This window comes from Geodermatophilus marinus, assembly GCF_003428645.1.
Lineage (GTDB): Bacteria > Actinomycetota > Actinomycetes > Mycobacteriales > Geodermatophilaceae > Geodermatophilus.
Map to the genome: position 1 here is coordinate 22,345 of NZ_QVQH01000029.1, position 12,458 is coordinate 34,802.

Annotated in this window: 11 protein-coding genes; 8 read left to right on the forward strand and 3 right to left on the reverse strand. The window is 75.8% G+C overall.

The genetic code is table 11. From position 1 onward, the window contains the following. Positions 1–110: 110 nt before the first annotated feature. Positions 111–1,022, reverse strand: coding sequence for a COX15/CtaA family protein (locus D0Z06_RS21685; RefSeq protein ID WP_117379626.1), 912 nt, complete (start codon positions 1,020–1,022; stop codon positions 111–113). Positions 1,023–1,266: 244 nt separating this feature from the next. On the opposite strand from D0Z06_RS21685, the gene D0Z06_RS21690 reads away from it, so the two are divergent. From D0Z06_RS21690 to D0Z06_RS21725, 8 genes are read left to right on the forward strand one after another with little or no spacing between them, the layout of a single operon-like run. After that, positions 1,267–2,145, forward strand: a complete 879-nt coding sequence (locus D0Z06_RS21690) for a helix-turn-helix transcriptional regulator (RefSeq protein ID WP_117379627.1) — start codon at positions 1,267–1,269, stop codon at positions 2,143–2,145. Continuing rightward, positions 2,142–3,584: a Fe-S cluster assembly protein SufB gene (sufB, locus tag D0Z06_RS21695; protein ID WP_117379628.1), complete on the forward strand. Its 1,443-nt coding sequence runs from the start codon at positions 2,142–2,144 to the stop codon at positions 3,582–3,584. Before D0Z06_RS21690 ends, sufB begins: the two co-directional genes overlap by 4 nt. Next, positions 3,584–4,903, forward strand: coding sequence for a Fe-S cluster assembly protein SufD (gene sufD, locus D0Z06_RS21700; RefSeq protein ID WP_117379629.1), 1,320 nt, complete (start codon positions 3,584–3,586; stop codon positions 4,901–4,903). Before sufB ends, sufD begins: the two co-directional genes overlap by 1 nt. A gap of 3 nt (positions 4,904–4,906) precedes the next feature. Beyond that, on the forward strand, positions 4,907–5,251 hold the full coding sequence (locus tag D0Z06_RS21705) for a non-heme iron oxygenase ferredoxin subunit (RefSeq protein WP_117379630.1): 345 nt from the start codon (positions 4,907–4,909) through the stop codon (positions 5,249–5,251). Positions 5,252–5,265: 14 nt separating this feature from the next. Then, complete coding sequence (gene sufC, locus D0Z06_RS21710; RefSeq protein ID WP_117379631.1) at positions 5,266–6,039, forward strand: Fe-S cluster assembly ATPase SufC; 774 nt, start codon at positions 5,266–5,268, stop codon at positions 6,037–6,039. Continuing rightward, positions 6,036–7,367 carry a cysteine desulfurase gene (locus tag D0Z06_RS21715; protein WP_117379632.1) on the forward strand — a complete coding sequence of 444 codons (1,332 nt, stop codon included), beginning with the start codon at positions 6,036–6,038 and terminating at the stop codon, positions 7,365–7,367. Before sufC ends, D0Z06_RS21715 begins: the two co-directional genes overlap by 4 nt. Next, positions 7,367–7,837 (forward strand): Fe-S cluster assembly sulfur transfer protein SufU, encoded by a 471-nt coding sequence (gene sufU / locus D0Z06_RS21720; RefSeq protein ID WP_117379633.1) that lies wholly within the window; start codon positions 7,367–7,369, stop codon positions 7,835–7,837. Before D0Z06_RS21715 ends, sufU begins: the two co-directional genes overlap by 1 nt. After that, complete coding sequence (locus tag D0Z06_RS21725; protein WP_117379634.1) at positions 7,834–8,223, forward strand: metal-sulfur cluster assembly factor; 390 nt, start codon at positions 7,834–7,836, stop codon at positions 8,221–8,223. Before sufU ends, D0Z06_RS21725 begins: the two co-directional genes overlap by 4 nt. 231 nt (positions 8,224–8,454) lie before the next feature. Here the strand turns inward: D0Z06_RS21725 and D0Z06_RS21730 are convergent, their stop codons facing one another. Next, positions 8,455–10,245, reverse strand: coding sequence for an SCO7613 C-terminal domain-containing membrane protein (locus D0Z06_RS21730; RefSeq protein WP_117379635.1), 1,791 nt, complete (start codon positions 10,243–10,245; stop codon positions 8,455–8,457). 76 nt (positions 10,246–10,321) lie between these two features. Then, positions 10,322–12,454, reverse strand: a complete 2,133-nt coding sequence (locus tag D0Z06_RS21735; RefSeq protein ID WP_147332108.1) for an SCO7613 C-terminal domain-containing membrane protein — start codon at positions 12,452–12,454, stop codon at positions 10,322–10,324. Between the last annotated feature and the right edge of the window lie 4 nt (positions 12,455–12,458).

Genomic DNA, 12,458 nt, shown 5'->3' on the forward strand with positions numbered 1-12,458 from the left:
CGCCCGGGACCCGGCGATGAGCAGGTGGGCGCCCGCGCCGGGCAGCGACGGCTCGCGCTCGGTGCACCGCAGCACCTCCAGGGTGCGGGCGGTGCTCGCCCTCGCCGGGCTCAGCGGGCGGCGGCGGTGGGGACGGCGGTGGCGTCGAGGGGCTGCTCGCTCGCCGGGCCGCGGACCGACCAGACCAGCCGCGCCGTGAAGGCGGTGACCAGCACCGCGCCCAGCATGTGCAGCAGCACCAGCACCACCGGCAGCCCGGTGAAGTACTGCACGTAGCCGACGACGCCCTGCAGCAGCTGGACGACGAGCAGGTCGCGCGCGGCCCGCCGCACCCGGCCGGGGGAGTCGGTCGCGTGCAGCGCCACCAGGAGCGCGATGGTCAGCCCGAGCAGCAGGAACACCGAGTCGGCGTGCAGCTGGCTGACCAGCTCGGGGTCGAAGCCGGTGCGCCCGGCCCCGGGGTCGCCGCTGTGCGGCCCGCTGCCGGTCACCACGGTGCCCAGCACCAGGACGGCGGCGGTCGTGGCCGCGATGCCGGTGACCAGGAGGGCGAACGGGCGGCGGACCAGCAGGTGGCCGACCCCCGGTTCGCGGGACCGCAGCCACAGCACCGTCGTGAGCGCGACGAGCACCGAGGACAGCAGGAAGTGCGCCGCCACCGTCCACGGGTTCAGGCCGGTGAGGACGGTCACCCCGCCGAGCAGCGCCTGGGCCGGGATGCCCAGGAACGCGAGCACCGCCAGCGTCCGGAGGTCGCGCCGGGGGGAGCGGAAGACGGCGACGACGGTCGCGACGGCGATCGCCGCGAGGACGAAGGTCAGCAGCCGGTTGCCGAACTCGATGACGCCGTGGCCGGCCAGCTCGGGCGTCGCGACGAAGCTGTCGTCGGTGCACCGCGGCCAGGTGGGGCAGCCCAGGCCGGACCCGGTCAGCCGGACGGCTCCGCCGGTGACGACGATGGCGCCGTTGGCCACCAGGTTGGCCAGGGCGGTGCGGGAGACGACGGCAGGGGAGACCGGCACAGCCCGATGCTAGCCGCGCGGAGCGACCCGGCCGGTCCGCCCGGAGCGCATCACAGCGGGGGTGACGGTCCGCGACGGCGCCCTCGACCTGGCCGTCGAGGAGGGCGCACCCGCCACCGCGGGGTGAGCTGCCCCACGCGGCGCGGGCCGGGACCCGCGGGGCGCCATCCCCGCAGGTCCCGGGCTCGCCGGGACTTAGGTCCCCCTTGCTTGCGGGCCGCCGGAAATAGGTAAGACTTGTGTTGTGGAAAGCGGTCGGGTCGTCGCGGACGGGGACGTCGTGCCCCCCTCCCGCGCTGCCTCGACGGTGGAGGACGGGCGCACCCGCCACCGGGTGACCGCCCTGCTGCTCGAGCACGGCCCGCAGACCGCCAGCGAGCTGGCCGGCCGGCTGGGCGTGTCGCCCACCGCCGTCCGACGCCACCTCGACGCGCTGGTGGCCACCGGCCGGGTCGAGGAGCGGCACGCGACCGGCGCGCCGCGGGGCCGCGGGCGCCCGGCCCGGCTGTTCCACCTCACCGACGCCGGCCGGTCGGCCTTCCCGCACGCCTACGACGACCTGGCGCTGACGGCGCTGCGGTACGTCGCGGCGCACGGCGGCCCCGACGCGGTGCGCACGGTGGCCGAGCAGCAGCTCTCCGGTCTGGAGCAGCGGTGCTCGGCGGCCGTGGAGCGGGCCGACGACGCGCCGGTGGACCGGGCCCAGGTGCTCGCCGCGGCGCTCACCGCCGAGGGCTACGCCGCCTCGGCCTCGGCGATCTCCGGCGGTGGGCAGCTGTGCCAGCACCACTGCCCGGTGGCGCACGTCGCCGCGGAGTTCCCGCAGCTGTGCGAGGCCGAGACCGCGGTCATCGGCCGGCTGGTCGGCACGCACGTGCAGCGGCTGGCCACGATCGCCCACGGCGACGGCGTCTGCACGACGCACATCCCGGGCCCCGTCCGCCGCACCGACGCCCCGCCGGGCGTCGCCGGCGGGCGGGCCCACATCGGCGCGGGGAACAGACCGGGCCCCGCGCGCCCTGTACCTGGTGAGCGGTCGGCGCGGCGCAGCCCGCCCCGGACCGGCGCCGACCACCCCAGCAGCAACCCCCCTGCGAACGACCGGGAGAGGACGTCCGTATGACCAGCACCCAACAGCCGGTGACCAGCACGCCGCTGACGCAGGACGAGCAGATCGAGGCGCTCGGCCGCTACCAGTACGGCTGGGCTGACGCCGACGTGGCCGGGGCCTCGGCCCGGCGGGGCCTGGACGAGGACGTCGTCCGGGACATCTCCCGCCGCAAGGACGAGCCCGAGTGGATGCTCGAGCGCCGGCTCAAGGCGCTCAAGCTGTTCGACCGCAAGCCGATGCCCGACTGGGGCTCGGACCTGTCGGGCATCGACTTCCAGAACATCAAGTACTTCGTGCGCTCCACCGAGCAGCAGGCCGCCTCGTGGGACGAGCTGCCCGAGGACATCAAGAACACCTACGACAAGCTGGGCATCCCCGAGGCCGAGAAGCAGCGGCTGATCGCCGGCGTGGCGGCCCAGTACGAGTCCGAGGTCGTCTACCACAAGATCCGCGAGGACCTCGAGGAGCAGGGTGTCGTCTTCCTCGACACCGACACCGCCCTCAAGGAGCACGAGGACCTCTTCAAGGAGTACTTCGGCTCGGTCATCCCCTCCGGGGACAACAAGTTCGCCGCGCTGAACACCGCGGTGTGGTCCGGCGGCTCGTTCATCTACGTCCCCAAGGGCGTGCACGTCGAGATCCCGCTGCAGGCCTACTTCCGGATCAACACCGAGAACATGGGCCAGTTCGAGCGGACGCTGATCATCGTCGACGAGGGCGCCTACGTGCACTACGTCGAGGGCTGCACCGCGCCGATCTACAAGTCGGACTCGCTGCACTCCGCGGTCGTCGAGATCATCGTCAAGAAGAACGCCCGCTGCCGGTACACGACCATCCAGAACTGGTCGAACAACGTCTACAACCTGGTGACCAAGCGGGCCATCGCCCACGAGGGCGCCACCATGGAGTGGGTCGACGGCAACCTCGGCTCCAAGGTCACCATGAAGTACCCGGCGGTCTGGATGACCGGCGAGCACGCCAAGGGCGAGGTGCTCTCCATCGCCTTCGCCGGCGAGGGCCAGCACCAGGACGCCGGCGCCAAGATGGTGCACGCCGCGCCCAACACCTCCTCGACCATCGTGTCGAAGTCGGTGGCCCGCGGCGGCGGCCGGACGTCCTACCGGGGCCTGGTCCAGATCGACGAGGGCGCCTCCGGCTCGAGGTCGACGGTGAAGTGCGACGCGCTGCTGGTCGACACCATCAGCCGGTCGGACACCTACCCCTACGTCGACGTCCGCGAGGACGACGTCGCGATGGGCCACGAGGCGACCGTCTCGCGGGTCAGCGACGACCAGCTCTTCTACCTGATGAGCCGGGGCCTGTCCGAGGACGAGGCGATGGCGATGGTCGTGCGCGGCTTCGTCGAGCCGATCGCCCGGGAGCTGCCCATGGAGTACGCCCTCGAGCTGAACCGCCTGATCGAGCTGCAGATGGAAGGTGCCGTCGGCTGATGCCGCCCACTGACAACACCGGCAACACGACCGGACTCACCACCGAGTCGGCCACCCTCGCCGGCGAGCTGTTCGCCGAGGGCGTCGGCGCCCAGGCCGGGCCGCCGACGACCCCGGCGGCCGGCACCGGCACCGCCGGGCAGGCGCCGGCCGGCGCCCACTCGCACGGCGGGCCGGCCCCGACCGGCTCGCCGGCCGAGCGGTTCACCTCGACCGACCCCGAGGCGTTCGGCGAGGTCACCGGCCGCGAGGAGGACTGGCGGTTCACCCCCATGCGCGGGATCCGCCCGCTGCTGCGAGGCGCCCCGTCGGACGCCCACCTGGAGTGGACGACCGACCTGCCCGAGGGCGTCGAGCTGACCGGCGTCGAGGCCGACGACCCCCTGCTCAAGGGCCTGCCCGAGCCGGTCGACCGGCTGGCCGCGCTCACCCGGCAGCGCAGCGGCGGCGCCGCGGTCGTCCGCGTGCCCGCCGAGGCGCAGCCGGACCGCCCGGTCACCCTCGGCCTGTCGGGCACCGGGTCCGACGAGGTGGTCTGGGGCCAGCTCGTCGTCGAGGTGGGCGCGTTCGCGCAGGTCACCGTCGTCCTCGACCACCGCGGCCCGGCCCGCTACTCCGGTGGCGTGGCCGTGCTCGTCGGCGACGGCGCGCAGGTCACCCTGGTCTCGGTGCAGGGATGGGCGCCCGGCTCGGTGCACGGCGGCCAGTTCGACACCGTCGTCGGCCGGGACGCGACCGTGAAGCAGGTCGTGGTGACCCTCGGCGGTGACCTGGTCCGCCTGGTGAGCAACGTGCAGTACGCCGGCCCCGGGGGGACGGCCGAGCTCTACGGCGTCTACTTCGCCGACGAGACCCAGCACCAGGAGCACCGGCTGTGGGTGGACCACGCGGTGCCCAACTGCTCCAGCAACGTGCTCTACAAGGGCGCGCTGCAGGGGGAGAAGGCGCACACCGTGTGGGTCGGCGACGTCCGGATCCGCCCGGCGGCCACCGGCACCGACACCTACGAGCTCAACCGGAACCTGGTGCTCACCGACGGCGCCCGCGCCGACTCGGTGCCCAACCTGGAGATCGAGACCGGCGAGATCGTCGGCGCCGGCCACGCCAGCGCCACCGGCCGGTTCGACGACGAGCAGCTGTTCTACCTCTGCTCGCGGGGCATCGACGCCGAGACCGCCCGCCGCCTGGTCGTGCGCGGCTTCTTCGCCGACGTCGTGCAGCACATCGGGGTCCCCGAGCTGCAGGACCGCCTGATGGGCTCGATCGAGCAGCGCCTCGGCGCCCTCCCGGGCCTCGACGAGCAGCCCGTGGAGGTCTGAGGGATGGCCTTCGAGCGGGTCTGCGCGCTGTCCGACGTCCCCGAGGACGGCGTGCTGCGCGTCGAGCTGGTCGACGTCGACGTCGCCGTCGTCCGGTTCGAGGGGGAGGTCTTCGCCGTGGAGGACCTCTGCTCGCACGCGGAGGTCCCGCTGTCCGACGGCGACGTCGAGGAGCTCGACGGCGCCCCCACCATCGAGTGCGCGCTGCACGGGTCGTGCTTCGACCTGCGCACCGGTGAGCCCACCAACCTGCCGGCGACCGAGCCGGTCCCCGTCTACCCGGTCCGGGTGGAGGGTGACGACGTCCTCGTGGACGTGGCCGCCCCCCTCGCCGCGACCGGCACCTGAGGAGCGAGAGACAAGTGTCCGTGCTGGAGATCCGCGACCTCCACGTCAGCGTGGGGGAGGGGGACGACGCCAAGGAGATCCTCCGCGGCGTCGACCTGACCGTCCGTTCCGGTGAGACCCACGCGATCATGGGCCCCAACGGGTCGGGCAAGTCGACCCTGGCCTACTCGATCGCCGGCCACCCCAAGTACACGATCACCGGGGGCAGCGTGACCCTCGACGGCGAGGACGTCCTCGCCATGAGCGTCGACGAGCGGGCCCGCGCGGGTCTGTTCCTGGCGATGCAGTACCCGGTCGAGGTCCCCGGTGTCTCGGTGTCGAACTTCCTGCGCACCGCCGCGACCGCGGTCCAGGGCGAGGCGCCGAAGCTGCGCACCTGGGTCAAGGACGTCAAGTCCGAGATGAGCGCCCTGGAGATGGACCCGGCGTTCGCCGAGCGGAACGTCAACGAGGGCTTCTCCGGTGGTGAGAAGAAGCGCCACGAGATCCTGCAGATGCGGCTGCTCAAGCCGCGCATCGCCGTCCTCGACGAGACCGACTCCGGCCTCGACGTCGACGCGCTGCGGGTCGTCTCCGAGGGCGTCAACCGGACCCGTGCGGAGGGTGACGTCGGTGTCCTGCTGATCACCCACTACACGCGGATCCTCCGCTACATCACGCCCGACTTCGTGCACGTCTTCGTCGCCGGCCGGATCGCCGAGGAGGGCGGCCCGGAGCTGGCGGAGAAGCTGGAGAACGAGGGCTACGCCGCGTACGTCACGGGGTCGACGGAGGTCGCACGCGCATGACCGAGACCGTCTCGCGTCCCGCTGCCGGGGCGCACCCGTCGTCCCTGCCGCTGGACGTCGAGGCGATCCGGGCGGACTTCCCGATCCTGTCGCGCACCGTCCGCGACGGGAAGCGGCTGGTCTACCTGGACTCCGGGGCCACCTCGCAGAAGCCGCGCAGCGTGCTCGACGCCGAGCGGGACTTCTACGAGACCTGCAACGCCGCCCCGCACCGCGGCGCGCACCAGCTCGCCGAGGAGGCGACCGCCCGCTACGAGGCCGCGCGGGCCACGATCGCCGCCTTCATCGGTGCGCCGGCCGAGGAGGTCGTCTTCACCCGCAACAGCACCGAGGCGATCAACCTGGTCGCCTACGCGCTGTCGAACGCGGCCACCGCCAAGGAGCCGGAGTTCCGGCGGTACGCGGTCGGCCAGGGTGACGAGATCGTCGTCACCGAGATGGAGCACCACGCCAACCTGGTTCCCTGGCAGCAGCTGTGCGAGCGGACCGGCGCCACGCTGCGCTGGCTGGGGCTCACCGACGACGGCCGGCTCGACCTCTCCGATCTCGGCACCGTGGTCAACGAGCGGACCAGGCTGGTCGCGGTCACCCAGCAGTCGAACATCCTCGGCACCATCAACCCGCTCGAGCCGATCGTGGCGCGGGCGCGGGAGGTCGGGGCCCTGGTGCTGGTCGACGGCGCGCAGTCGGTGCCGCACCAGCCGGTCGACGTGGCCGCCCTGGGCGCGGACTTCCTGGTGTTCTCCGGGCACAAGATGCTCGGGCCCACCGGCGTCGGCGTGCTCTGGGGCCGCTACGAGGTGCTCGACGCGCTGCCGCCGTTCCTCACCGGCGGGTCGATGATCGAGGTCGTGCGGATGGAGGGCAGCACCTTCATGCCCCCGCCGCAGCGCTTCGAGGCCGGCGTCCCGATGACCGCCCAGGTCATCGGGCTGGCCGCCGCCGTGGAGTACCTGCAGCGGCTCGGCATGCGCGCGGTGCAGGCGCACGAGGAGGCGCTGACGGCCTACGCCCTGGAGCGGCTGGCCGAGGTCCCCGGCGTCACCGTGATCGGCCCGCCCGACACCGTGGCCCGCGGCGGCGCGGTCTCCTTCACCGTCGAGGGCATCCACCCGCACGACGTCGGCCAGGTCCTCGACGACCTCGGCGTCGAGGTGCGCGTCGGGCACCACTGCGCCTGGCCGGTCGTGCGCCGCTACCGGGTACCGGCCACCACGCGGGCGACCTTCTACGTGCACACCGGGTACGACGACGTCGACGCGCTGGTGGACGCCGTCCGGAAGGCGCAGGAGTTCTTCGGCGTTGCCCCTGCGGAGGTGCGTGCCTGATGCAGCTGGAGTCGATGTACCAGGAGATCATCCTGGACCACTACCGCAACCCGCACGGCCGCGGGTTGCGCGAGCCGTACGAGGCCGAGGTGCACCACGTCAACCCGACCTGCGGGGACGAGGTGACCCTGCGGGTGCACCTGGACGGCGACACCCTCGCCGACGTCTCCTACGAGGGGATGGGCTGCTCGATCAGCCAGGCGTCCGTGTCGGCCATGTACGACCTGGTCATCGGCCGGCGCGTCCCCGAGGCGCTCGAGACCGGTGAGCACTTCATGACCCTGATGCAGAGCAAGGGCGACGCCGCGGTGGCCGAGAAGCTCGAGGACGAGCTGGAGGACGCCGTCGCCTTCGCCGGGGTCTCCAAGTACCCGGCCCGGATCAAGTGCGCCCTGATGAGCTGGATGGCCCTCAAGGACGCCAGCGCCCGGGCCCTGTCGGCCGCCGACACGGAAGGACGGACCGCATGAGCGAGACCACCGAGAACGCCACCCCCGCCACCGGCGCTCCCGCGGAGCTGCCGGCCTACAAGTCGGCCCTCCTCGAGGACGTCGAGGAGGCCATGCGCGACGTCGTCGACCCCGAGCTCGGCGTGAACGTGGTCGACCTCGGGCTGGTGTACGGGATCGACGTCGACGAGTCGAACGTCGCGGTCATCGACATGACGCTCACCAGCGCGGCCTGCCCGCTGACCGACGTCATCGAGGACCAGGCGCGCCAGGCCCTCACCGGCGGCCCCGGCCCCGGCCTGGTCGACGACATCCGGATCAACTGGGTCTGGATGCCGCCGTGGGGCCCCGACAAGATCACCGACGACGGCCGCGAGCAGTTGCGCGCCCTCGGCTTCCGCGTGTAGCAGAAGGCTGCGGCCCCCCTTTGACGGACCCCGTCCCCCTCACCCCTCGCACGCCCGGGGCGAGCCTCCGGACGGGGCCGTCGAGGCTCGGCGCGGGACCCTGCAGCGGGGCCGTTCCAGCACCTGCGGTGATCACGGCGCCCTGACGACCGGACGCACTCGACGCACCGCGTGCGGCACCTGGCCGCGGTGCTCCCCGGAGGGGAACGATGTGATCGTCTCCGGGGGCGGTCAGCGCAGGTCGGCCAGGCGGCGGGCCCAGCCGTCGACGGGACGGCGCTCCCGCCCGGCCCCGAGCGCCAGCAGCGCCACACCGACCACCAGGGCGCCCGCCACGGGCAGCGGCAGCTCCACCACGGCGACACCGGCGGCGACCGCCAGAGCGGTGCCCGCGGAGACGACCAGCAGCGCCCGCACGCGGAGCCGCGCGCCGAGCCACATGCCGGCGGCCGCCACCGTCACCAGCAGCACCGGCCGCGTGCTGCCCGGCGCGACGACCGCCCACACCGCCGACGGGACCGCGGCCACCAGCAGCCCCGGACCCCACGTCGGCCACGACGGGGCGTCGGCCAGCCGCGGCCCCTGGGCGAGCAGCAGCCCGACGGCCGGCGGCAGCGTCCAGGCCTCGAGCACCGTCGCGTCGGCGAGGCCGACGAGGACCCAGGTGGCGACCACGAGCTGCGCGGAACCGACCCGCCAGGTCGGCTGCGCCACCGGCAGCTGGTCGCGCGGCCCGCTCCACCACACCCAGGCCGCCCACCCGCAGGTGAGCAGCCCCTGGACGAACAGCTGCACCGCCAGGGGGCCGCGGTCCCCGACCGCGACGAGCAGGACCACCGCCGCCGCCGCGCACAGCGCCCCGCTGACGAGCGTCGGGCGGCGGGTGTCCGGCTGGAGCGTCACCCCGGCCCCGAGCGTGGCCGCGTAGAGGGCGCCGAGGACCACCGCCGCCCCCGCCGGTGGCAGCCACCCGGCCGGGATCGCGACGAGCGCGGCCACCCCCACGCAGCCCACCGCGGTCGGGACGGCGGAGGCCCGCTCGTCGCTGCGCACCCCGGCCACCAGCCCGCTCGGCACCGCCGTGAGGAGCAGGAGCAGCGTCAGCTCGCCCCACCGCGCGCCAGCGGCCAGCTGCACCACGCTGAGCAGCACCAGGGTGCCGCCCGCGCCCAGGGCCAGCGGCAGGAGCAGCCCTGCCCACCAGCCGGTGAGCAGCGCCGCCGCGGCCGCGGCCAGCAGCACACCCACGTACCCGGTGAGCATCACCGCGTCCGGGCCCAGCCAGGACATCACGCCGAACAGCGCCGCGCCGGGGAGGATCCCGGCCACCGCGGGGGCCAGCCGCGGCGGGCCCAGCAACCGGTCGACGTCCGGCTCCAGCCGCGCCGGCACGAGGGCGAGGGCGGCCACGCCGGTCAGCGCGGCCGCCGCCCAGCGGTCCGCCGCGGGGCCCTCCCAGGCGGTCGCGATGCCACCGGTCACCGCGGCCACCCACCACGGCGCGGTCGTGGCGAGCGCGACCCGGGCGAGCAGCCGCCGCCCGGCCAGGCAGGTGCCCAGCCCGGCCAGCACCACCACGACCGCGGCGGCAGTGCGGTCCGGGCCGGCGCCGAGCCCGTCGAGGGCCCGCAGGGCGGCCAGCTGCAGCGTCGCCCACGCGGCCAGCGGCCAGGCGACCGGCCGGCGCAGCAGGCCGGCGAGCAGGAGGAAGACGGCGGTGAGGACGAGCGGAGGGGCGACCGGGCCCGCCAGCAGGCCGCCACCGGGGTCGGTGGCCAGCACCGCCAGGCAGACGGCCGCGGCCGCCAGCACCTCCTCGGTGCCGCGCAGCCGGGCGCTCGAGCCCCAGGCCGACACCCCCGCCGCCGCGGCCGCGAGCGCCACCAGCAGGACCCGGGCCGAGCTGCTGGTCAGCGCCGTGGCCGCGCCGCCGGCGCTGACCACGAGCACCGCACCGACGACGAGGAGCAGCTGCGGCGGCCGGGCGCGGTAGGGGAGGGGCGGCGGCGGGGCTGCACCCACGACGGCCCCCTCCCGCTCCGAGCGACCGGTCCACCCTAGAGCCGCCCCGGCGGTGCCGCCCGGGCCCGGCGCCCGCTCAGCGCATCTGGGCCACCCAGGCCACCGCCTCGCGGGCCTGCTGCCGGCGCCGCTCGTAGGTGGCCCCCACGACGAGCAGGAGCAGGCCGACGACCGCGAGGGTCACCCACCGCGGCACGAGCGGCGCGTACGGCCCGAGCCGGCCCAGCACCACCCAGGCCAGGGCGCCGGCCCCGACGAGGAAGGGTGCCTGCCGGTGGGTGAGGGTCCCGGTGACCGTCAGCGCGCCGGCAGCCGCGACCACGAGCACCAGGCGGAGGGCCGAGGGGTCGGCGACCACGACCAGGGCCGAGGGCAGCAGCGCCGCGGCCACGGCCGGCCCCTCCGCCGCCCACGACCGGGCGCCGGAGCGGATGCCCGGCAGCGCGACCACCAGCAGGCCGGCGGCCGCGGGGAGCGTGTACGCCTCGGGTGTGCCGACACCGGCCCCCGCCAGCGCCACCCAGGCGGCCAGCACGAGGTCGGCGACGGCGGCCACCGCGGCGGGGCGGCGACCGGTCACCACGCCGTAGCAGGCCGCCGCCCCGCCGGCCAGGGCGAGCTGCAGCCCGACCTGCCCCCAGGCGCCCGCGGAGGCACTGGTGATCCCCGCGACGGCGCCCAGGGCCGCGCCGGTCGCCGCCGCGACCGGCTCCTCGGGCCGCCCGGCCCGCGCGGTGGCCAGCGCGAGCCCGGCGACGGCCACCAGCGCCACCACCAGGCCCGCCTGCGGCAGGTCGAGCAGCCCGGCCTCCGGTGCGAGCAGCGCCGCCAGCGCGGGTGCGGCCAGGGCCGTCGCGGTGGCCGGACGGCGCAGGCCGGGGAGCAGCCAGGCCGCCAGCCCGGCCGGGACCGTGCCGAGGAGGAGCACCAGCGCCAGCCCGCCGGTCGCGCCGGTGCCGAGGAGCGCCAGCGACGCCACGGCGGCGAGCACCCCGCCGCCGCCCACGAGCCCGGCCCGGGCCACCGGCAGGGCGGCCGCGGGGACGGCCACGGCCAGCAGCCCGGTGCCCAGCGCCCCGGCCGCCGTCGTGCCGACGAGCCCGAGCTGGCCCAGCGAGCCGGTCAGCGCGAAGGCCGCGACCGACGCACCCCCGGCGGCGACCGTCGTGACCGGCGGCAGTGCGGCGGCCAGGCGCGGCTCCCGGCCGGCGAGCAGCGCGAGGGCCCCGGCGGCGGCGAGCAGGCCGGTGGCCGTCCACGAGTCGGCGGGGCGGCCCTCCCAGGCCAGCACGACCCCGCCCAGTGCGGCCAGGCCGGCCCAGCCCGCCGTCAGCACGACCGCCACCCGCGCCACCGCCCGGCGGAGCGCCGGGCCCGCCACGAGGTCGAGCAGCGCCAGCCCCAGGGCGGCACCCACGCCCGCGGGCCCCGCGAGCGCGCCCACGGGGACGAGGAGGAGCGGGACCGGCTGCAGGGCCAGCAGCGCCACCAGCGGCCAGGTGACCGTCGACCGGGTGAGCCGCCCCAGCACCAGCGCGGCCCCGGCGACGACGCCGCAGGAGACGGCCGCCCAGGTCCGCGGCGGCACGGCGTCCAGGCCGAGCAGGCCCAGGGCGTGCGCGGAGGCGAGGTCGACGGCCAGCAGCGCCGCGCCGGCCGCGGCCAGCGCCTCCTCGGTGGCGCGCAGACCACGCCGTGCCGTCCACGCCGACACCCCGCAGGCCACGCCGGCCGCGGTGACCATCACGGTCGCCTGGAAGGCGATCCCCAGCCGGGTCCAGGCCACCGCCACGAAGGCGATCGCCGCGGCGACCACCAGCAGCGCGCCGAGCCCGAGCAGCACCTGCTGGGGGCTCACCCGGCGCGCGCGGGGGAGCGGCGCGGCGACCGGTGCGGGTCCGGGGAGCGGCGGGTCGGCGAGGACGGGCGGACCGGTCACGGGGCCGGGCCGGGGCGCCGGTGGCCGGGGCGCCGGGCCGGTCGCGGGTGCGGGTGCGGGTGCGTACGCCGGTGCGGGCGCGGCGGCGCGGAGGGTGTGCAGCAGGCGGTCCCGGTCGCGGGCCAGCTCGTCGATCGTCGCGCCGATGCGGGCGATGACGAGGGCGGCCTCCCCGGCGGCGGGCAGGCCGCAGGACGGGCACGGCACCGGCCCCGGGCCGGGCGCGGGGCGGCCGCAGACGGGACAGGGGAGGGCCCAGGGCGCGGTCACGCCG